Here is a 19,150-nt window from a genome sequence, read left to right on the forward strand (position 1 = left end):
AAAGTCTAAAGCCAACTTTGCGCCTATATGCCTTTTCCCCTTTGTATCTAATAAAAAACAAACCCTTACATCATGAAAAAAAACTCTGTCTCCCGCCGTAGTGCCATTCAGTCTGTACTGGGCGTGGCGGGAATGAGCGCCATAGCATTGCCCAAAAATTCCTATGCTGCCACGCCTACTCCGTTCCGCGACTACGGGCAGGTGAAAATTACCAAGCTGGAAACCTTTCTGGTAAAACCCCGCTGGATTTTCCTGAAGATCCACACGGATGCGGGCGGTATCTACGGCCTGGGTGAACCGCTGCTGGAAGGCCGGGCGCTCACCATTCAAACGGCCATTAAAGAAGTAGAGCCCTACCTCATCGGCAAAGATCCGCGCCAGGTGGTACATCACTGGCAGGCCATCTACCGCCACGCCTTCTACCGCGGTGGCCCCATCCTCACCAGCGCCCTCAGCGGCATAGACCACGCGCTCTGGGATATCAAAGGCAAACTCCTCGGGGTACCTGTCTACGAGCTACTGGGCGGCCCCACTCGTGACCGGGTACGCATCTACGGCCGCGCCGCTAATGCGGAAGACATGAAGAAACGGAAAGCGGAGGGTTATAACGTGATCAAAACGGGAGTAGCCAAAATCAACCCGGCCAATATTGTCGAAAACCCGAAATTCATAAAGTACGCGGCCGACAACTTTGCTTCCCTGCGGGAGGCGGGCGGCCTGGATATGGACATCGCCATCGATTTTCATGGGTCCATAGCTCCCCAAACCGCCAAGGTACTCATCAAGGAGTTGGAACAATACCAGCCGATGTTCGTAGAAGAGCCGTGCCAGGCGCAGAATGTGGATACCATGGTGGATATAGCCCGGGGTACCCATATTCCTATCGCCACAGGCGAGCGCATATTCACCAAGTGGGGTTTCCGGGAAATTCTGGAAAAAGGTGCCGCCAGCATTATCCAGCCCGACCTGTGCCACGCGGGCGGTATCACCGAAGGCCGCGTGATCGCAGGCATGGCCGAGGCCTACTACGTACCCATTGCTCCACATAATCCCATGGGCCCCATCTCGCTGGCTGTCGGCCTGAACCTCGCTGCTAGCGTACCCAATTTCCTGGTGCAAGAGCAGGTTTCACTGGGCGAGGGGTACCTTAAGAATCCTTTCAAGCTGCAGAAAGACGGCACTGTACTTATTCCGAAAGGTCCCGGACTTGGCGTGGAGCTGGATGAGGATTTGATGAAGGATAAGATCGGCCACGATTGGAAAAACCCGGAAACCTACAATGCCCTGGATGGCTCGGTGACGGATTGGTGATTTTCCGGCAGATTTATTCAAAGTTAGGGTCCAATCTAATGACCTTTCTCGCCGCGATGAATCCGCTTTGCACAATTCATGGAAGTAAAAAAGTCGTTTTACTTTCCTTTTTCAAAAAACACAATTCCATGAAAAAGAAAATAGCTGTTGCTCTCCTGTGCCTGAGCTTCATACCTAGAGATGATTTCCCCTCCACCCAAATCACCAACGGACTCATTACGGCCACACTGCACCTACCCGACGCCCAGAAAGGCTACTACCGGGGTACCCGTTTCGACTGGTCGGGCGTAATGCCCTCGCTGCAATACAAGGGACATCAGTACTTCGGACTATGGAACCCGGCGCCCTACGACCCGAAACTGCACGATGCCATCACCGGTCCTGTGGAAGAGTTTACGGCGGTAGGTTTGGAGGAAGCAGAGGTTGGGAAGGAGTTCGTCAAGATCGGAGTTGGATCTTTGGTCAAACCCGATGACAAGCCTTATTCGTTCGCCCGAAATTACGAAATCAAAAACCCGGGTACCTGGACGGTAAAACCCGGAAAAGACCGCGTGGAGTACACCCACATACTGAAAGATGCCGCTGGCTATGCCTATGAGTACCGGAAAGCAGTACAACTGGTAAAAGGAAAACCGGAATTGGTACTGGAACATAGCCTGAAAAACATAGGTACCAAAACCATGGAATTCAGTACCTACAACCACAACTTTTTTGTCATCGACGGTGAACCTACCGGCCCGAACATCCGCACCACTTTTCCCTATGAAGTGAGCGCCGAAGGTAAAGGGTTCGGTACCATCGCCGAAGCCAAAAATAAATCCATCACCTATAACCGCATCCTGGCCAAGGGAGAGAATGTGTTTACCGCCGGGGTACAGGGCATAGCGGCTACTCCCCAGAATTATGACTTCACCATCCGGAATTTGAAAAGCGGCGCGGGCGTCCATATTCAAGGAGATCGGCCCCTGGAAAAACTGGTGTACTGGTCTAACCCCAATACCTCTTGCCCGGAGCCCTATATCCGGTTATCCGCCCAGCCGGGCGAAACCATCCGCTGGAATATCCGCTATGAATTTGAAGTTGACAATCAACCGTAATGTTTGGATGATACAGCCGATTAAATCCTTTTTCCAAAAAAATTACTGGCGCTACTTCTCCCTCGGACTCCTCATATTGTGGGTCGGCGGAGCCGCTTTTTTATATCAGGGAACTCTTGATGAAAAAAATGTAGACTGGCGTACCTACGGGGGCGATCCAGCGGGAAGCCGCTACTCGGAACTAAGCCAGATCAACCTACAAAATGTCAAAAACCTACAATTGGCGTGGTCGTACGACACCGGAGAAAACAAGCCGAACGACTCCCGGCAACTGGTGATGCCCTGCCAGCCCATCGTGGTCAAAGGCATTATGTATGGCACCACCCCACAGCTGAAACTCTTCGCTGCCGATGCTGCCACGGGCAAACAACTCTGGAAATTTGATCCCTTCGCCGACCCTTCGGTAAGACCCAACTTTCAGCCCGTGCGCGGGGTAGTGTATTGGGCCGACGGCGACGATCAACGAATACTGTATTCAGTGGGCCAAACTCTCTATGCCATCAGCGCCCTGACGGGTGAGCCCGTTAGAAGTTTTGGAGAAAATGGTGGAACAGATTTACACGCCGGTCTCGGCGACGAGGCTACCTTAGGCTATGACGTCAATCAGTTTAGCATTCGCTCTACCACGCCGGGGGTAATTTACAAAAACCTCATTATCATGGGTTCGGCTGTCAATGAAGGAGGGAATGCCCCTCCGGGCCACATCCGGGCTTTTGATGTGCGCACGGGTAAGTTGGCCTGGGTCTTTCGCACCATCCCGTTGCCGGGTGAGTATGGCTATGAAACTTGGGAAAAAGATTCGTACCGAAAGCTGGGCGGTGCCAACTGCTGGGCCGGACTGGTGGTAGACGAAAAACGCGGAATGGTATTTCTGGGTACCGGCTCACCTTCTTCCGACTTTTACGGGGGTTCCCGGCAGGGAAGTAATCTTTTTGCCAACTGCGTCATCGCCCTCAACGCCGAAACCGGCCAGCGCGTCTGGCACTTCCAGACCGTCCACCATGATCTGTGGGACCGCGACATTCCCTGTCCGCCCAATCTGATTACGGTCAGGCATAATGGAAAATTGGTAGACGCCGTCGCGCAGGCGACCAAGGATGGGTTCATCTTTGTGTTTGACCGCGAGACGGGGAAGCCGCTCTTTCCGGTCAAGGAGGTACCCGTACCCAACGCCCCCACCCTACCAGGCGAGCATCCCTGGCCCACGCAACCCGTACCTACCAAACCGGCCCCGTTTGCCAATCAGAATATTACCAAAGGGGACTTGACCCAACGTACGCCGCAAGCCTACGCTTACGCGCTGGACCGTTTCGAACATAGCCGCAGTGGTCCCAAAAATCTGCCCCCCAATGAAGAAGGTACCCTCATGTATGGCATGGGCGGGGGGCCGAATGGGGCGGTACGGCCGCCGACCCCAAGGGAATTATGTACGTCAACGGCAACAACATGCTCTGGTGGCTGAAAATGCGGAACGCCCGCGAAACTAGGGATGGCAAAGCCCTCTCCCAGGGTGGACTGCTGTTCAATACCAATTGTGCCAGTTGCCACGCTTTGGAAGCAAGCGCCAACGCTTCAAGTACTCCGCAGACCTATCCTAATTTGAAGGAGGTAGGCAAACGTCTGTCGCGGCAGGAAATCACAACCATTCTGGAAACGGGCCGGGGCCGGATGCCTTCGTTTCAGCATCTTTCCAGAGCAGACCGCACGGCGCTGGTGAATTTCCTGCTTGGAACCGAACCACCGGCCAGCACTGTACCTGACGACATTCATAAGGTTACTGAGGTGAAAGCCGAAAAGGGCAAGGATTTTCCGTACGCACCGCCCTACATCAACAATGGCAACGTTCAGTTTCTGGATAACGAAAATTACCCCGCCATCAAGCCTCCCTGGGGTACCCTCAACGCCGTGGATCTCAACACCGGCAATTATTTGTGGCGGGTACCCCTGGGCGAATATCCTGAACTGGTGGCAAAAGGACTTCCCCCTACGGGTACTGAAAACCATGGCGGCCCCGTCGTGACGGCCGGAGGGCTACTGTTTATCGGGGCCACCCGCGACGGCAAGCTGCGGGCTTTCGATACCAAAACCGGCAAAATCGTGTGGCAATACCAGCTACCTGCTGCGGGCTTCGCCACGCCGATTACCTATATGATCAACGGAAAGCAATACATCGCCATCGCCGCCGGGGGTAACCGCCAGGGACAGCCCGCCGGGGGTACCTATGTGGCATTTGCCCTACCCTAACCTGTCGGCGGATTGGAGCCTTTTTGCCAAAAATCGCTTAAAAAAATTTACTAACCCTTCGCTACATGAGTACCCAAAAAATCGGAAACTACCGCTGGTTCATCGTTTTTCTTCTTTTCGCGGCCACTACCATCAACTACCTCGACCGACAGATCATCGGTCTGTTGAAGCCAATCCTGGAAACGGAGTTCAGCTGGACGGAAACCGATTTTGCCCGGATCGTCATGGCCTTCACCGCTGCCTACGCCGTGGGTCTGATCTCACTGGGTTGGTTCATCGACCGGGTAGGTACCAAGCTGGGCTACTCCATTACCATCGTATTCTGGAGCATCGCCGGCATGCTGCACGCCGTAGCCCGATCGGCCTTCGGTTTTGGAGTAGCTCGCGTGGGTCTGGGGTTGGGAGAAGCAGGAAACTACCCCGCGGCTGTCAAGACCGTAGCCGAGTGGTTTCCCAACAAGGAGCGCGCGCTGGCTACCGGCCTGTTCAATGCCGGCACCAGCGTGGGCGTGGTGGTAGCGCTGCTACTAGTACCCTGGATTCTGAGCCACTATGGTTGGCAGGAGGTATTCTGGATCACCGGGGCTCTGGGCTTTGTGTGGCTGATTTTGTGGCTGGTTTTTTACGACGTACCTGCCCAGCAGAAACGTTTGTCCACCGCCGAATACGAGTACATCGCGGCCGGGCAGGAAGTGGAAGAAAAACTGGCGAGTGGAAGCGCCAAAGTCAAATGGGTGAAGCTTTTCACCTTTCCCCAAACCTGGGCCTACATCACCGGCAAGGGCCTCATCGACCCCATTTACTGGTTTTTTCTGTTCTGGCTGCCTTCTTATTTCGCTTCTACGTTTAACCTCGATCTCAAAAAATTCAGTCTGGAATTGATGATCATCTACACCGCCACCACCGTAGGCAGCATCAGCGGAGGTTGGTTTTCGTCGCAGCTTATCAAACGGGGCTGGGAAGTGATCAAAGCCCGCAAGGCGGTACTACTGGCCTTTGCCGTGCTGGAGCTATCGGTGATCGGCATCCAGTTCGCCGGCAATGTGTGGGTCGCCGTGGCGCTTATCAGCTTCGCCGTGGCGCTGCATCAGGCTTGGGCTACCAATGTATTTACGCTTCCTTCGGATATGTTTCCGAAGCAGGCCGTCAGTTCGGTGGTAGGCATCGGCGGCATGGCCGGGGCGGTGGGGGGTATCCTGTTTCCGATTCTCATTGGAAGCTTGCTGGATACTTACAAAGCCGCCGGGAATCTGGAAGGAGGCTACAATATTATCTTCACAATCTGTGGCTTCACGTATCTGGTAGCCTGGCTGATCATCCATCTGCTGACCCGCAAATCGCGCATGCTCGCGCCGGAAGAATTGCGGTGAAGCATGTACCACCCTACCATTTTATAGTATTTGCCTTCAAACGTGGGTAGAAGGACAATCCCTGAACTTTACGAAAATATTCTTCGGACTCAATCGCCCAGATGTCCGAATGGATCGGACCTACCTCTGGATAATATTCGTCGATATTACCTACCAACTGACCACCCACGGCCCGGATGAACGGAATGGCCGCCTGATTCACAACGGGCCGGTTGACCGTGGTCGTGAGCAGCAGCTCATGGCCTTGTCCGAAAGCCCTGTCAATCAGATGGTAGCACAATTCAGGTGCGAACCGGCCGTAGCCTTTCAGGAAGGCGAGTTGTTCAAAGTAACAGACCGCCTTATTTTCAATTGAACCTACATCTACCTGCCACTCTGCGGCATTTCGTTTGGCCCACAGCTCGCCCTGTTTCACAATCGCGTCGGGAATTAGGATACCGAAGCCTACCAAATTCCCCTCGTATTCCAGTGACAAGGAGTAGGTATTCTGGATGTACCATTCGTAGGTAGCCAAATCGGTGCCCAACAGGAAGCCCCCGGCGGACGTTTGGTCGTTTCCGGTGGGCATCGGCAACTTGCTTTTCAGTGCGACAAATGCCGCAGCATCAGTCGGTACCGACTTTCTTAGTATCCTCTTCATACACAATCCTCGGACCTTTCAGCTGGTTGGTGATGGCTTTAAAAAAATTGTAAGTGTTCTGGTTGCGGCGGGCGTAGGCCTCGGGCAGGGGTTTGCGTTTGCGGGGTAGCTCATACCACGGAATGTTGGGATGCTGGTGGTGGGTGGCGTGTTCGTTGAAGTTGAGCAATACCCACGAAAAGAAAGGTACCCGCTCCACCGACCGTACATTGTACCGCACGCCGTCGCCTACGGTGGTATCGTAGTGAAAAATATACACCAGCAGCGACAACACCCAGGCAAACGAAAGCATGGGAAATCCCAACACTAGCAGGTAGGTCGTTTTTCCAAAAAGGTAGAAGACCAGCCCATGAAAACCTACCCCCAGACCGAACAGGGCGATGGCTTTCATCTGCTCGCCCAAACTCCACCCGTGGAAGGCCGGCGAGATTTTGGGAGCCAGGCGGGGCGGAACGAACAGAAACAGTAGCACCGATACCAGCGAATGCAGGAAAAAGCCCCCACAAAAAACGCTGAGGTACCACAGGGCATAGTAGTAAGTTCTTTTCAGCGGTGTCAGGTTGCGGGTCGTAAACGTATCCAGAACGGACGTATGATCATCCTTGCGGTTGAAGCCGTGGTGAAACATATGGATTTTGCGATAGACATTGATCGGCACCAGAATGGGTAGCAAGATCAGCGAACCCAGCAAGTCATTCAGAAAGCGATGGTTGACAAATAGCTTCCGATGCGAAGCCTCGTGCCCAACGATGTAGAAACGATAAAACCAGAGCCCCTGAAACAAAAGCAGGGGTACGTAAAGCACCCCCCGGAAGGTACCCGAGATAGGCGCGTTGAAAAGAGCGATTGCCAAACCGCTAATCCCTATGAACACCAGGATAGTTTCCAGGATAAGAATGCTGTTTCGCTTCGTGTTCGCATCCATGACGGTTCGTATCGCTGTTCCAGCGGTAAAGCTTGATAATTTAGGGATGGAATAAAATTAACAAGAAAAATCATATACGGCCCCTCTTACTTGACCCGGTGTTCATCAGTAGCAGGTTTGAACACCTTGAACAGAAAAAAGAAGCAGGGTACTACCAGCAACAGCCCCACAAACAGCGCGATCAGCAACTGAAACAGGGTAGCTTCGGGGGCCTGCGTATTGTAGAAAGTCAGGTGGTTGCCGCTACGCTCAAAAACCAGAACCGGGTACTGAATGGCGAACCAGCCTACCATAATCAAGGCTACTTGTAATCCAATCGCCAGCCGTAGGTAGACGACCCAGGGGTGATTTATCAAATACAGGACCACGGGTATCAGCAGCACCACACCCCCAAAAGCCACCAGGCTAGGCCAGGAACTAAAAAAAGCCGCGAACACGGGATGGTTCTCGAATTCTGCAATCACAAAAACCAAAATACCTACCCCAAAAGTAAGCACCATAAAAAGTTTGGAAAACCGGATGTAGCGATGCCGTTCCGGCGAATGGACCGTTTCGCCGATTAGGAAAATAGAGGCGATATAGCCAAAAAGCAGGGTCGAGAAAATTCCCATGGCTACGCAGAAGCCATTGAGCCACGGCCCGATGTACTGCTCGTAGAAGGTACCCGTAGCATCCAGGCTTACCCGACCCAGGATCATAGCCCCGAGTGTGATCCCCAGAAAAAAAGGCGTGACGAAGCTGGATACCTTGAAAATGGTGGTGTAATAGGGGTGGGTACCTACCTCACCGATGTCGTAATGCCGGAAGGTAAAGAACGAGCCCCGCAGTACAATCCCGATCAAAACCACCATCAGAGGTATGTGCAGGGCCGTGCTGATGGTAGCGTATACCCGCGGAAATCCGGTGAACAGAATCACGATCGCCAAGATAAGCCATACGTGATTAGCCTCCCAAACGGGGGCCAGGGCCTTGGAAATCGTTTTTTCGCCGCGTTTGCCTGCAAATGTTTCTACGATACCCGCCCCGTAATCGGCACCACCCAGCACCGTGTACAGGATAAAGGCTACGCCCAGTATAGCAATGATAGTCAGCAGCATAGGTTAGTCAATAGAGTTTCGGGCCGAAGGATAAAATTCTTCCACCGTGGCGATCTGCCGTTGCATCAGCCACGCCAGCATGAAGGTCAGCAACAGATACACGGCGACAATGGTATACAGGGAATAATGGAGTCCCGGCATGGGTGACACGGCGTCTTTGGTTTTCATGACCTTGTAAATGATCCATGGCTGCCGCCCTACCTCCGTGACGATCCACCCGGCTTCGACGGCCAGAAAGCCCAGTGGCGTGAGGCAGGCGATGAATAGCAACCATCCTTTGCGGGCGAGGTACCTTTTCCAGCGCCAGTTGAACAACAAAAATAACAGTCCTGCCGTAGCCAGTAGAAAACCGATACCTACCATGAATTGGAAGGCCAGGTGCACGATCAGGACGGGTGGGCGCTCCGCTTTCGGGAACTGATCCAGCCCGGTAACCTGGGCGTTAAAATCGCCGTGGGCCAGAAAGCTCAGAGCTTTCGGAATGTGGATGGCGTAGTGGACTTCTTCTTTTTCTGAATCGGGAATTCCTCCGATAATTAGATCGGCAGGTTGACTGGTTTTGAAGTGTGATTCCAGCGCGGCCAGTTTGGCAGGTTGCCGCTCAGCAACATCCTTAGCCGAAAAGTCGCCGCTGAGGGGTTGGAGTAAGGCTGCTACCGCTCCGAAGGAAAGCGCCATGCGGACGGCGGTACGATGGAACACATTTCCCAGGTTTTTCAGCAAAAGAAAAGCATGTACCCCCGCCACGGCAAAGGCCGTAGCCACAAAAGCCGCCAGGGTCATGTGCAGCGCCTGCGACAGCCAGGCATCATTGAACATCGCCGCCACGGGATCTATGTTTTTAGCTTGTCCGTTTTCCCAGGTAAACCCGGAGGGGCTGTTCATCCAGGCATTGGCCGACACCACGAAGATACCCGAAAGTACCCCCGAAATCCCCACCAGCACGCCCGAAGCCCAATGGACCCATTTGTTCAGCCGATCCCAGCCGTACAGAAAAACCCCCAGTGCAATGGCCTCTACGAAGAAAGCGGTACCCTCCCACGAAAAAGGCATGCCGATGATAGCCCCGGCATGCCGCATAAAACCCGGAAACAGCAGCCCTAGCTCAAAGGAAAGTACCGTACCCGACACGGCTCCCACCGCAAAAAACAACGCCACACCCCGCGACCACGCCTTGGCCAGATCGAGGTACTCCTGCCGGTTGGTACGCAGCCACCGCCACTCGCTGAACGCCATCAGCACGGGCATGGTCATGCCGATGCAGGCAAAGATGATGTGAAAGCCCAGCGAAAGGGCCATTTGTAGCCGGGCGGCGAGCAGGTCTTCCATGTATCCAATTGAGTTGTTTGCCGTTTTAAAGATAAGGGTTGGCCGTGGATTTTGCCAAGGTACCTTACCTTTGGGCTTTGTCCATCGTTTTTCGTTCCCATGAAATTCCTCTTTCTATTACTTTTTGTTCCCTATTTTCTTCACGCCCAGCAGGCCGCTCCCTCCGCCGAACGCATCAGCCAACACGTGAAGTACCTTGCCTCCGACCGCATGAAAGGCCGGGGTACCGGTAGCCGCGAAAATGACAAGGCCGCCCGATACATCATCAAACAATTCCGGAAACTGGGTCTCGCTCCCCAGGGTACCGACGGCTATCGACAGCCCTTCACCGCTAAAGTTCGGCGGGTGGTGGTACCCGACAGCCTGCGGCCAACCAACAATGTGCTGGGTTTTCTGAACAACGATGCCCCCTATACCATTGTCATTGGCGCGCATTTCGATCACTTGGGTATGGGTAAACAAGGTAGCTCCAAAGCCCCGCAGCCGGAAGGGCAAATCCACAACGGGGCCGACGACAACGCCTCGGGCGTAGCCGGACTGTTGGAGCTCGCCCGGTATTTCTCACAAAATGCCATCAAAGAGCCGTACAACTTCCTGTTCATTGCCTTCGGGGCCGAAGAGTTAGGCTTGCAGGGATCGCGGTATTTTGTGAATAATCCCACCCTCCCCCTAGAAAAAATCAATTTCATGACCAATATGGATATGATCGGGCGCTATAACGCCGGTCAGGGGTAGGTATCGGCGGCTATGGTACCTCGGACGCCTGGCCGGAAGTGTTCAATGATGTGGAGGGCGAAGTCAAGTTCTTCACCGACCGTGCGGGCAGCGGTGGCTCCGACCACGGCTCTTTCTACGCCAAAAACATCCCCGTACTCTTCTTTCACACCGGTGGCCACGATGATTATCACACCCCTACCGACGACGCCGACAAAGTGGATGCCCAGGCCGAAGCCGAAATACTGAATGTGGAGATCAAGTTGATTGAAAATGCCATGAAGCTACCCAAGCTGAATTTTACGGAAGTGAAGTGAGGGAATTTTCGTGGCTTTCGTTAAATTGACAATTTAAAATTCGTACCGCGACAAGCACCTTCTGCCATGAAAAATATCCTCATTTTTTTCTTCGCCTTGGTTTCCATCCAGGCATTCGGCTGCGAATGCATACCTGCTCCACTCCTCTACTACTACCAGAAGTCAGATTTTGTGGCTGCTGTAAAAGTTGTAGAAATCACACTGGACCGCGAACATCATAGTTCGGAAGGCGACTATCATTATTTGAATATCGAGATAGTACAGTTATATAAGGGGAAAGAGGTACCCTTCATCAGGGTAAATACGGCATCCGAAACTTCGTGTGCATTTGAGGTACCCAAAGGCTCTACCTGGCTGGTCTTCGCGTCCATGGGAGATAACGATATCCCAGTTTTTGGATCTTGCTCGGGTAGCGAACCGACAGAACCATACTATGATATGGTCAAGTACCCCAAGGCGGCTAATAATTACAAAAATAGGATCGATTTGAAACTAGCGGTACTTTCTTTTCTGAAAAATAATGAGCTGGAAGATAGCAATCCTTACAACCTGAATATAAATGATATAGGCCTTCATGATACTACTCTTTTTAGAGAGTTTGACAATCAGAACCGGTTTGCCGTGTATGAATTGGACATCAACGAAGATTTATCCATTGGTAAAATTACGGCACGCCAAGCATTCGATAATCCAAAACTAGCGCAGCTTTTTACCGAATACTTACGCAAAAATGCTCGCGTCAACAATACCAGACTTAAAGGTATTCCTACTAAATCGAGGCTAATCGTAATTTACTATTATTACCCGGCTGAGGGTAAAGACCCAAGCTTCATAAGCGACTTTGACTTGTAGGGTAGCATAATGACTTTATCTAAACCGCCAAAACCTATGCACCAGCCCTACGAAGAACGACTTGGACGTTCACACGATTTCACAGTAGCCTACCGATTTTATACGCCGGAAGAAGGCGGGCGGTGGAATCCGGTTTATCAAGGCTATAGGTCAGACTTTGATTATGATCAGGAAATACCCGAAAATAAAGGCATATACATGATCTGGCCAGAATTCGAGGATGAAGACGGGTTTGTGATTACTGAATCAGAAACACCTGTACTCGCAAAAGGCACCGCCAGAATGTGGATCATTAGCGCTCACACGAAGCCCCTTCATCAAAAATATGTCAAGGTCGGGACAAAAGGGTACTTTATGGAAGGAAACAAACGAGTAGCTGAGTGTAAGATTATTAAAATAGGAAGTTTGTTCTCTAACAAATAAGGAATGCGAAAATTTTCAGGGTAGCATTCGTCATGCCCAAGGCCGTAATTTACGGGTACCTTACCCTTTTTGCAGTCCTACAAATAGCGATTGGCACAATCAACTTCTCTATACCTTTCAATGGCAAAGCTCCCAAGGTACCTTCCTCACACGCTGATTTTAGTAGTAGTATTGAGCCTTGCCTCTTGCAGCACTACGTCAAATCGTGCAATATCCGACATAAACGATCCGTGGAATCAGGTACCTGCCATTCTGAAGCAAATCAAACGGCCGGTTTTCCGCGACAAAGACTACCCCATCACGACCTTCGGAGCCGTGGCGGATGGAAAAACCGATTGTACGGAAGCTTTTCGAAAGGCTATTGAAGCTTGTAATAAAGAAGGAGGCGGCCGGGTAGTCGTGCCGGAGGGTAGGTACCTGACGGGTGCCATTCATTTAAAAAGCAACGTCAATCTGCACGTCAGCAAAGGGGCTACCATCGCCTTTTCGACCCGCCCTGACGACTACCTGCCTGCGGTGTTTACTCGCTGGGAGGGCATCGAGTTGATGGGCTACTCGCCGCTGGTGTATGCTTTTGAGCAAAATAACATCGCCATCACCGGCGAAGGTACCCTCGACGGACAAGCCAACGAAACCAACTGGTGGCCCTGGAAGGGTGTTCCCCACTACGGCTACAAGGCCGGCACGCCCAGTCAGTTGGACAAAAACAAACGGGCGGCTTTGTTTGATCAGGCAGAAAAGGGGGTACCCGTTGCGGAGCGCCAATTTGGCGACGGCTCTTACCTGCGCCCGCAGTTTGTGCAACCCTACCGCTGCGAAAATGTACTGATCGAAGGCGTCACGCTCATCAACTCTCCCATGTGGCTGCTGAATCCGGTGCTGTGTACCAATGTCACGATCAATAAGGTGACCCTGACCAGCAACGGCCCCAATAACGACGGCTGCGACCCGGAATCGTGCAAAAATGTGCTGATCGAAAACTGTTATTTCAATACCGGCGACGACTGCATTGCCATCAAATCGGGCCGCAATGCCGATGGGCGGCGGATCAACGTACCTAGCCAAAACATCATCATCCGGAACTGTACCATGGCCAACGGACACGGGGGCGTGGTGATGGGGAGTGAGATTTCGGGGGGCGTCAGAAATGTGTTTGCCCATGACTGTAAAATGAGCAGTCCCGAACTGGAGCGGGCCCTGCGCATTAAGACCAATACGGCCCGGGGAGGTACCGTTGAAAATATCTACCTGAAAGATATTGAGGTAGGTCAGGTGAAGGAACAAACCATCATTGCCACGATGATTTATGAAGATACCGGCAACTTCATGCCCACCATCCGGAATATCGAAGTGCGCAACATGACCGTGGAGCAGGGTGGCAAAACGGGCATCCTACTGGAAGGCTATCCGGAATCACCCGTGCAGAATATCCGGCTGATCAATGTGACCATCAAAGGAGCTAAAACTCCCTACAAGTTCACTAATGCGAAGGATATACAGACAACTAATGTCTCGATCAACGGAGAAAAGGTTGACTTGAATCAATAGCGGCCGTTTTCCTCAGCTCTTCCAGTCAATTTCCACGCGTTTTCCCGTATCGGCGGCCTGCTTGATGGCTTCAATGATGCGAAGGTCCTTCATGCCCTCTTCGCCCGACGCCAGCGGCTCGGTATTGTCCATGATGCTTTTAGCGAAAGCATCCATCTGCCGGATTTGCTGGTAAGCGGGCGTTTTGAATTCAATCTTGCCTTCGCTCGAATCGCCCGTGGCACCGGTGGCGTTAAAGGCCGGTTGCAGGCCAAACCAACGGTAACCCGTGGTGGCGTACAGCCGATCGACGTAGGAAGTGTAGGTGGTAGTAGAATTGGAAATGGCCCCGCCGGGAAATTCCATCTGGAACAGCATGGTTTCGTAAATATCCTTGAAGATCGTCTTGTCGCGGATGTACCCCTGCGCCGTCACGGCCACCGGGAGTTCGCCAATGACCCGCCGCGCACCCTGAATGGCGTACACACCCAGGTCCATAATGGCACCGCCACCGCCTAGTTTTGGATTGAGCCGCCACACCGTCGGGTCGGCCATGGAGAAGCCCAGGCTGGTTTCCATCATCTTCACGGCACCATAGATTTTCTCAGTACCCAGGCGACGTACTTCCTGATGGTGTGGTTCAAAATACAGACGGTACCCTACCGACAGTTTTACGCCCGCCTCCCGGCAGGTCGCGATCATCTCCTTGCATTCGGCCACGTTGAGGGCCATCGGTTTTTCACAAATCACGTGTTTGCCGGCCAGAGCTGCCCGGATGGTGTACTCGACGTGCATGGAGTTGGGCAGCACCACGTACACAATGTCGATATCAGGATTGTACTTGATTTGCTCGAAATTCTCGTAGCTGTAGATACTTTTTTCCGGAATATTGTATTTCTCTTTCCAGGCTTCGGCTTTGGCGGGGGTACCTGTAACAATCCCCGCCAGGCGGCATAGTTCCGTTTCCTGCAAGGCCGGAGCCAATTGACGGGTACTGTAGTTACCCAGCCCCACCAGCGCCACGCCGAGCTTGCGAGCAGGGGGTACCTTAGCCGGAAAAACCGGACTTCCTAACGAAGAAGTGAGTAGGATCCCGGCAGAAGCACCGGCCTGGGAAAGGAAATCGCGTCGTTGCATGGCAGGAATTGTAGATTGAAAGTACCTTTCCAATTAGACAAGATTTCCTAACACTCCCAAGCTATTCTTTATTACGGGTCTATAATTCAGGACAAATGGTAGGCTACCACAGCTGATGCACGCGAGGCTTAATGTACTTCGCATAAATTTCGTCTACCGCTTGCACTTGCTCCGTGGTGAGCGGGGGCAGTTCAGCGGCTTTCAGGTTGGATTCCATCTGGTCGGGCCGTGAGGCACCGGGAATAATGGTACTCACGCCGTCGAATTGCAATACCCACCGCAGTGCTACCGGCGCGAGATTCTCGTAGCCGGGAAATACTGCTTTCAGTTCGTTGACTGCCGCCAGGCCGGTTTCGTAGTCCACGCCGGAGAAGGTTTCGCCCCGGTCGAATTTTTCGCCGTGGCGGTTGAAATTCCGGTGGTCGCCTTCGGTGAAGGTGGATTCTTTCGAGAATTTCCCGGTTAGCAGACCGCTGGCCAAAGGTACCCTCACGATGACCCCAATGTTTTTCTTTTTGGCCTGCTCAAAAAACAACTCCGAAGGCCGCTGCCGGAACATATTGAAGATAATCTGCACCGTCGTTACGTTGTCAAACTCGATGCCTTTCAGCGCTTCTTCCACTTTCTCGACGCTGATACCCAGATTCTGTACTTTACCCTCATCTTTCAGGCGGTCGAAGAGTTCAAAAATCTCGGGTCGGTAGTACACCTCCGTCGGCGGACAATGCAGCTGGACGAGATCCAGCGTTTCCAGGCCCATGTTGGTCAGGCTGTCTTCCACAAATTGGCGAAGTACCTCGGGCTGGTAGGCTTCGTTGGTGTGCGGATTGAGTTGCCGCCCGCACTTGGTAGCTACGTAGATACGCTCCGAGCGGCTTTTTACAAATTTCCCCACGGCTTTCTCGCTTTCACCCGCGCCGTACACATCGGCGGTATCGATGAAATTGACACCCCCATCCACGGCTTCGTGGAGAATGCTTTCGGCCAATGTATGATCGAAATCATCACCCCATTTGCCGCCTACCTGCCAGGTACCCAGGCTTATTTCTGATACGTTGAATCCGGTTTTTCCCAGCTTTCGGTAATTCATTTTTTTAAAGTCTGATTGATTGAAAATTGAATGGCATCCCCATGAAGCCGGACTACTTCTTTCCCAGCAACGCCTCTATTCCCCCGATCAGGTACACCAGCGGAGCGTTCCAGTTGATGGCGATTTCGTTGGACGCATACGAGCAGTCGTCATCCGTAAAAGCTTCGTCGGGCAGGTCGGAGGTATAGGTCGTGCATTTGTCCTGCTTACCGGGATTGGGCCCGCCCGAAAGCAGGCCCGGTATGGGCTCCGCCACGCCGTCGGCTATGGAAGGGCGGTGGTGCGGATGCATGACTTGCCTGCTCCCAAACCCCGTCAGAAACGAGTAGCCCGTGCCATTGCGGCCCAGCAGATAATCCAGATTCATGAGTGCGGCATCGAGGTACTTCACATTTTTGGTAAGCCGGAAGGCCTGCAAAACGGCCACTCCCTGATTGGCCGCCACCGAGCTGCTCCCCCACACATAGTCCGACTTTTGGTGTCCCATCACGGTATTCAGGTAGTGGGTATCGGTACCTTCGATCAGGGCATCCGCCATGGCCAATACGCGCCTCCCCAGCTGATCCATGTCCTTTTTGGCGATGGGTGGTAGTTCTGTAGCAAAGCGCAGTAGTGAATAGTAGCCCAGTAACCGTACCTGCGCCCAGGAAGGCAGCGGCATTTTGTCGTCAGGATACAGATTCACCGCCGTGTAGTAATCCTCGCTGCGGGTGGTTATGTACAACTCGCAGGCCGCCCAGATGAATTCATCGTCAAACCGGCGGTCGCCGTAAGCCCCCGTCACTACGTCCGGATCAAAGGTTTTATTCAGGACATTCTGATCGTACGCCACGTCCGGATGTACCTTCGCCCAGCCCCAGGCGCGCTGCGCCGCAATGAGGCAGCTGTCGGCCAGGCCGGGCAGTTGTGTCTCGTACCGTTTGTACACCCGGCTGGCCTGTGCCATAACGGCCGCAAAATCCAAGGCGGCAGCGGTACCCTTCTGCACCACGTAGCGGGTTTTGGTGGCTTTATCGGGCATGATCATCCCGTCGAAGGAAGCATTGGTCAGCTTGTGGTACACCCCGCCATCGGTAGGATCCTGCATGGTGAGCATCCAGCGCAGGTTCCAGAGTACCTCATCGAGCAGGTCGGGTACCTGATTGTTGCTTTCGGGGATGTTCAGTGTAAGCTTGTAGTAGTACTCGGGAAAATCCTCATAGGCCGAAAGCAGAGTACCCATGGTGATGCCGGAGTTCACAATGTACTTATTATAATCGCCGGCATCCAGCCAACCGCCCGGACTCGAAATGCTGGTGCCCGCAGGTCGGCCAGTCCCTACAGCCGAGGGGTGAATCTTCACATCGGTGTCAGGATTACCCGCGGGCCGTGCCCATTTTCCCGCGTATTTTTTGTCCAAAGGCATCGACAGACGCTGGAAGTAGTAGCCCTTGATAGCCGCTTTAGAGGCGGCTTCGTGAACGTTGCTTTTTATTTCAAAAGGGTAGGACGTACCCGTACCAGGTACCTCGAGTACGTAGGCACCCGGCTGAGTCAGGGCCGAAAAGTCAGCGATCCGGGTTGTTTTGTCCGAAAACGGCGAACGACGGCTTTCGCTGAGGGTACCTTCGAAAGCCACCTTTTTACTTTCCGGTGCGTGGATGGAAAATTTTCCTGCCTCCGCGTTAATTACCACGGCCAGTTTGGGCGCCTGCGGATAGAAACCTACCTGATTCAGGCGAATAGATTCGGTTGGGGTTTGGGCGCTGACGCCCTTGAGCAGGACGATAGTGAACAGTGTGAGTAGAAGCTTTCCCAAGTAAGAGGCGGAGTACCTGTGTTTCATTTTGTTGGATTCACCGGGTTTAGGGCTGGTTGTCTCTCGTTCAAAAAGGTTCATAAGTAGGTAGGTAGTGTCAATGGATTTTGGCTTTGATCTTCTCACAAACCGGGGCGGGAAATACCAGATAGATATCCTGCTTCTTTTTTTTGATTTCATCGATACTCACAAAATTCGTCACCTCAAAGGTCGTCTTTTCGATCGCTGCCACTCGTACCGCGCCCTCATTTAGGAACTTTTCACCCACATAAATTTTAGTCCAGAGGTAATATTTAGGGTAGGCAACACCGCTTTGGGTTGCCCCTTCCCGCAAAAACTCCCACTGGACAGTGACTTTTTTACCGTAGTCATCGGAAAAGTACTCTTCCAGATCCCTTTGCATGAAAGCTGCAAATCGGGATTCGTCGGGTACATTGGCTTCGATATGCGACTCCTGAATTTGCTGTAAAGGGTTGTGGGTAGGCGTTTGCGTTGCCTGTCCATTGCAATTGTTGAACAAAGGGGCGCTTAACAGGAGAAGTGCCCGGAATACCGGTCGGGTACGCATGATTTGCAGAGTCTACGGCGAAGGTTGAAAAATCGCTTCCCGGGTAAATCTAAAAAAATAATGTGGTTTTTACCTCGACCTACCACACCCCCGCTGCTTGGAAACACACTGCTTGGAAACACATGAACAAAAAAGAGGCGGGTTCCTGCGTGGAACCCGCCTCTTTTTCATACATATGCATTTTTCACAAGCCTACTTCTCGGAAGAAGGCTTGGAAGCGGCGCCTTTCTCGACTACTTCACCTTTGAGGAAAAGGGTCAAGCTGGGTGACTCGGCGTTGCTGAATACCGTGATCGATTTATTGAAGGTACCCATAGCAGCTGCGTTGTAGGTAGCTTTGATGGTTCCCGTTTGTTTGGGAAGTACAGGATCTTTGGTGTAGCTCGGCGTGGTGCAGCCACAGGAAGCACTCACATTGGTAATGACAATCGGATCCGTGCCGGTATTGGTAAATACGAACTCCTGGGTAACGGGTTTGCCCTGCTCGATCTTACCGAAATTATGGGTTTCTTCCTTGAACTTCATTACACCCTTCTGCGCGAAGCTCATCGAAGCTACCGTCAACAGAAGTACCAGAACCGCAAAAAACTTTTTCATAATATGCTTAAAATTAAATAGTGAATAATTTGTTTGCTAAGACAATAGGAGAATCGTTACTACTACGTTTCACCGAGCTTTTCAATCGCTGCGGCACATTTCCAACAAAGTAAC

17 protein-coding genes and 1 pseudogene are annotated in these 19,150 nt (G+C 52.5%); 9 read left to right on the plus strand and 9 right to left on the minus strand.

The genetic code is table 11. From position 1 onward, the window contains the following. The first annotated feature begins 72 nt into the window (after positions 1 to 72). The 4 genes and pseudogenes from dgoD to GBK04_RS10345 all read left to right on the plus strand — a co-directional run bounded on the left by dgoD (position 73) and on the right by GBK04_RS10345 (position 6,022). Positions 73 to 1,311 (plus strand): galactonate dehydratase, encoded by a 1,239-nt coding sequence (gene dgoD, locus GBK04_RS10330; protein ID WP_152759394.1) that lies wholly within the window; start codon positions 73 to 75, stop codon positions 1,309 to 1,311. Positions 1,312 to 1,439: 128 nt separating this feature from the next. Then, on the plus strand, positions 1,440 to 2,408 hold the full coding sequence (locus tag GBK04_RS10335; protein WP_152759396.1) for a hypothetical protein: 969 nt from the start codon (positions 1,440 to 1,442) through the stop codon (positions 2,406 to 2,408). Positions 2,409 to 2,415: 7 nt separating this feature from the next. After that, positions 2,416 to 4,652: pseudogene (locus GBK04_RS10340) on the plus strand (outer membrane protein assembly factor BamB family protein). Between the two features lie 65 nt (positions 4,653 to 4,717). Next, a complete protein-coding gene (locus GBK04_RS10345; RefSeq protein WP_152759398.1) occupies positions 4,718 to 6,022 on the plus strand; it encodes an MFS transporter in 1,305 nt (434 codons plus the stop codon). Between the two features lie 13 nt (positions 6,023 to 6,035). Here the strand turns inward: GBK04_RS10345 and GBK04_RS10350 are convergent, their stop codons facing one another. From GBK04_RS10350 to GBK04_RS10365, 4 genes are all read right to left on the minus strand, one after another. Next, positions 6,036 to 6,662: a hypothetical protein gene (locus GBK04_RS10350; RefSeq protein WP_152759400.1), complete on the minus strand. Its 627-nt coding sequence runs from the start codon at positions 6,660 to 6,662 to the stop codon at positions 6,036 to 6,038. Next, positions 6,628 to 7,587 (minus strand): fatty acid desaturase family protein, encoded by a 960-nt coding sequence (locus GBK04_RS10355; protein WP_152759402.1) that lies wholly within the window; start codon positions 7,585 to 7,587, stop codon positions 6,628 to 6,630. Before GBK04_RS10355 ends, GBK04_RS10350 begins: the two co-directional genes overlap by 35 nt. Before the next feature lie 86 nt (positions 7,588 to 7,673). Beyond that, positions 7,674 to 8,684: a cytochrome d ubiquinol oxidase subunit II gene (locus GBK04_RS10360; protein WP_152759404.1), complete on the minus strand. Its 1,011-nt coding sequence runs from the start codon at positions 8,682 to 8,684 to the stop codon at positions 7,674 to 7,676. Between the two features lie 3 nt (positions 8,685 to 8,687). After that, complete coding sequence (locus GBK04_RS10365) at positions 8,688 to 10,013, minus strand: cytochrome ubiquinol oxidase subunit I (RefSeq protein ID WP_152759406.1); 1,326 nt, start codon at positions 10,011 to 10,013, stop codon at positions 8,688 to 8,690. A gap of 99 nt (positions 10,014 to 10,112) precedes the next feature. Between GBK04_RS10365 and GBK04_RS10370 the strand changes: the two genes are divergently transcribed. The 5 genes from GBK04_RS10370 (at position 10,113) to GBK04_RS10385 (ending at position 13,867) form a co-directional block, all read left to right on the plus strand. Continuing rightward, a complete protein-coding gene (locus GBK04_RS10370; RefSeq protein ID WP_373330879.1) occupies positions 10,113 to 10,748 on the plus strand; it encodes a M20/M25/M40 family metallo-hydrolase in 636 nt (211 codons plus the stop codon). Positions 10,749 to 10,786: 38 nt separating this feature from the next. Beyond that, on the plus strand, positions 10,787 to 11,044 hold the full coding sequence (locus GBK04_RS30510; protein ID WP_373330880.1) for a M28 family peptidase: 258 nt from the start codon (positions 10,787 to 10,789) through the stop codon (positions 11,042 to 11,044). A 66-nt stretch (positions 11,045 to 11,110) separates the two neighbouring features. Next, positions 11,111 to 11,896: a hypothetical protein gene (locus GBK04_RS10375; RefSeq protein WP_152759408.1), complete on the plus strand. Its 786-nt coding sequence runs from the start codon at positions 11,111 to 11,113 to the stop codon at positions 11,894 to 11,896. 36 nt (positions 11,897 to 11,932) lie between these two features. Continuing rightward, positions 11,933 to 12,319, plus strand: coding sequence for a hypothetical protein (locus GBK04_RS10380; RefSeq protein WP_152759410.1), 387 nt, complete (start codon positions 11,933 to 11,935; stop codon positions 12,317 to 12,319). Positions 12,320 to 12,439: 120 nt separating this feature from the next. Beyond that, positions 12,440 to 13,867 carry a glycoside hydrolase family 28 protein gene (locus tag GBK04_RS10385; protein ID WP_152759412.1) on the plus strand — a complete coding sequence of 476 codons (1,428 nt, stop codon included), beginning with the start codon at positions 12,440 to 12,442 and terminating at the stop codon, positions 13,865 to 13,867. Between the two features lie 12 nt (positions 13,868 to 13,879). Here GBK04_RS10385 and GBK04_RS10390 read toward each other — a convergent pair whose 3' ends face one another. The 5 genes from GBK04_RS10390 to GBK04_RS10410 all read right to left on the minus strand — a co-directional run bounded on the left by GBK04_RS10390 (position 13,880) and on the right by GBK04_RS10410 (position 19,036). Further along, positions 13,880 to 14,983, minus strand: a complete 1,104-nt coding sequence (locus tag GBK04_RS10390) for a Gfo/Idh/MocA family protein (RefSeq protein WP_152759414.1) — start codon at positions 14,981 to 14,983, stop codon at positions 13,880 to 13,882. 103 nt (positions 14,984 to 15,086) lie between these two features. After that, positions 15,087 to 16,073, minus strand: a complete 987-nt coding sequence (locus tag GBK04_RS10395) for an aldo/keto reductase (RefSeq protein WP_152759416.1) — start codon at positions 16,071 to 16,073, stop codon at positions 15,087 to 15,089. A 52-nt stretch (positions 16,074 to 16,125) separates the two neighbouring features. Beyond that, the gene (locus GBK04_RS10400) at positions 16,126 to 17,898 is read right to left on the minus strand and encodes a glycoside hydrolase family 9 protein (protein ID WP_152759418.1); all 1,773 of its coding nucleotides are present in this window, start codon (positions 17,896 to 17,898) and stop codon (positions 16,126 to 16,128) included. A gap of 70 nt (positions 17,899 to 17,968) precedes the next feature. Then, a complete protein-coding gene (locus GBK04_RS10405) occupies positions 17,969 to 18,439 on the minus strand; it encodes a hypothetical protein (RefSeq protein WP_152759420.1) in 471 nt (156 codons plus the stop codon). Positions 18,440 to 18,631: 192 nt separating this feature from the next. Beyond that, positions 18,632 to 19,036, minus strand: a complete 405-nt coding sequence (locus GBK04_RS10410; protein ID WP_152759422.1) for a DUF1573 domain-containing protein — start codon at positions 19,034 to 19,036, stop codon at positions 18,632 to 18,634. Positions 19,037 to 19,150: the final 114 nt, after the last annotated feature.

Source organism: Salmonirosea aquatica, from assembly GCF_009296315.1.
In the GTDB taxonomy this organism is placed as follows: domain Bacteria; phylum Bacteroidota; class Bacteroidia; order Cytophagales; family Spirosomataceae; genus Salmonirosea; species Salmonirosea aquatica.

What these genes read in the sequence shown, in the direction of transcription:
- GBK04_RS10400 (WP_152759418.1), bottom strand. Translation starts at nt 17,898, where the DNA reads ATGAAACACAGGTACTCCGCCTCTTACTTGGGAAAGCTTCTACTCACA.
- GBK04_RS10370 (WP_373330879.1), top strand. Translation starts at nt 10,113, where the DNA reads ATGAAATTCCTCTTTCTATTACTTTTTGTTCCCTATTTTCTTCACGCC.
- GBK04_RS10410 (WP_152759422.1), bottom strand. Translation starts at nt 19,036, where the DNA reads ATGAAAAAGTTTTTTGCGGTTCTGGTACTTCTGTTGACGGTAGCTTCG.
- GBK04_RS10355 (WP_152759402.1), bottom strand. Translation starts at nt 7,587, where the DNA reads ATGGATGCGAACACGAAGCGAAACAGCATTCTTATCCTGGAAACTATC.
- dgoD (WP_152759394.1), top strand. Translation starts at nt 73, where the DNA reads ATGAAAAAAAACTCTGTCTCCCGCCGTAGTGCCATTCAGTCTGTACTG.
- GBK04_RS10345 (WP_152759398.1), top strand. Translation starts at nt 4,718, where the DNA reads ATGAGTACCCAAAAAATCGGAAACTACCGCTGGTTCATCGTTTTTCTT.
- GBK04_RS10405 (WP_152759420.1), bottom strand. Translation starts at nt 18,439, where the DNA reads ATGCGTACCCGACCGGTATTCCGGGCACTTCTCCTGTTAAGCGCCCCT.
- GBK04_RS10380 (WP_152759410.1), top strand. Translation starts at nt 11,933, where the DNA reads ATGCACCAGCCCTACGAAGAACGACTTGGACGTTCACACGATTTCACA.
- GBK04_RS10375 (WP_152759408.1), top strand. Translation starts at nt 11,111, where the DNA reads ATGAAAAATATCCTCATTTTTTTCTTCGCCTTGGTTTCCATCCAGGCA.
- GBK04_RS10385 (WP_152759412.1), top strand. Translation starts at nt 12,440, where the DNA reads ATGGCAAAGCTCCCAAGGTACCTTCCTCACACGCTGATTTTAGTAGTA.
- GBK04_RS10350 (WP_152759400.1), bottom strand. Translation starts at nt 6,662, where the DNA reads ATGAAGAGGATACTAAGAAAGTCGGTACCGACTGATGCTGCGGCATTT.
- GBK04_RS10390 (WP_152759414.1), bottom strand. Translation starts at nt 14,983, where the DNA reads ATGCAACGACGCGATTTCCTTTCCCAGGCCGGTGCTTCTGCCGGGATC.
- GBK04_RS10395 (WP_152759416.1), bottom strand. Translation starts at nt 16,073, where the DNA reads ATGAATTACCGAAAGCTGGGAAAAACCGGATTCAACGTATCAGAAATA.
- GBK04_RS10360 (WP_152759404.1), bottom strand. Translation starts at nt 8,684, where the DNA reads ATGCTGCTGACTATCATTGCTATACTGGGCGTAGCCTTTATCCTGTAC.
- GBK04_RS10335 (WP_152759396.1), top strand. Translation starts at nt 1,440, where the DNA reads ATGAAAAAGAAAATAGCTGTTGCTCTCCTGTGCCTGAGCTTCATACCT.
- GBK04_RS10365 (WP_152759406.1), bottom strand. Translation starts at nt 10,013, where the DNA reads ATGGAAGACCTGCTCGCCGCCCGGCTACAAATGGCCCTTTCGCTGGGC.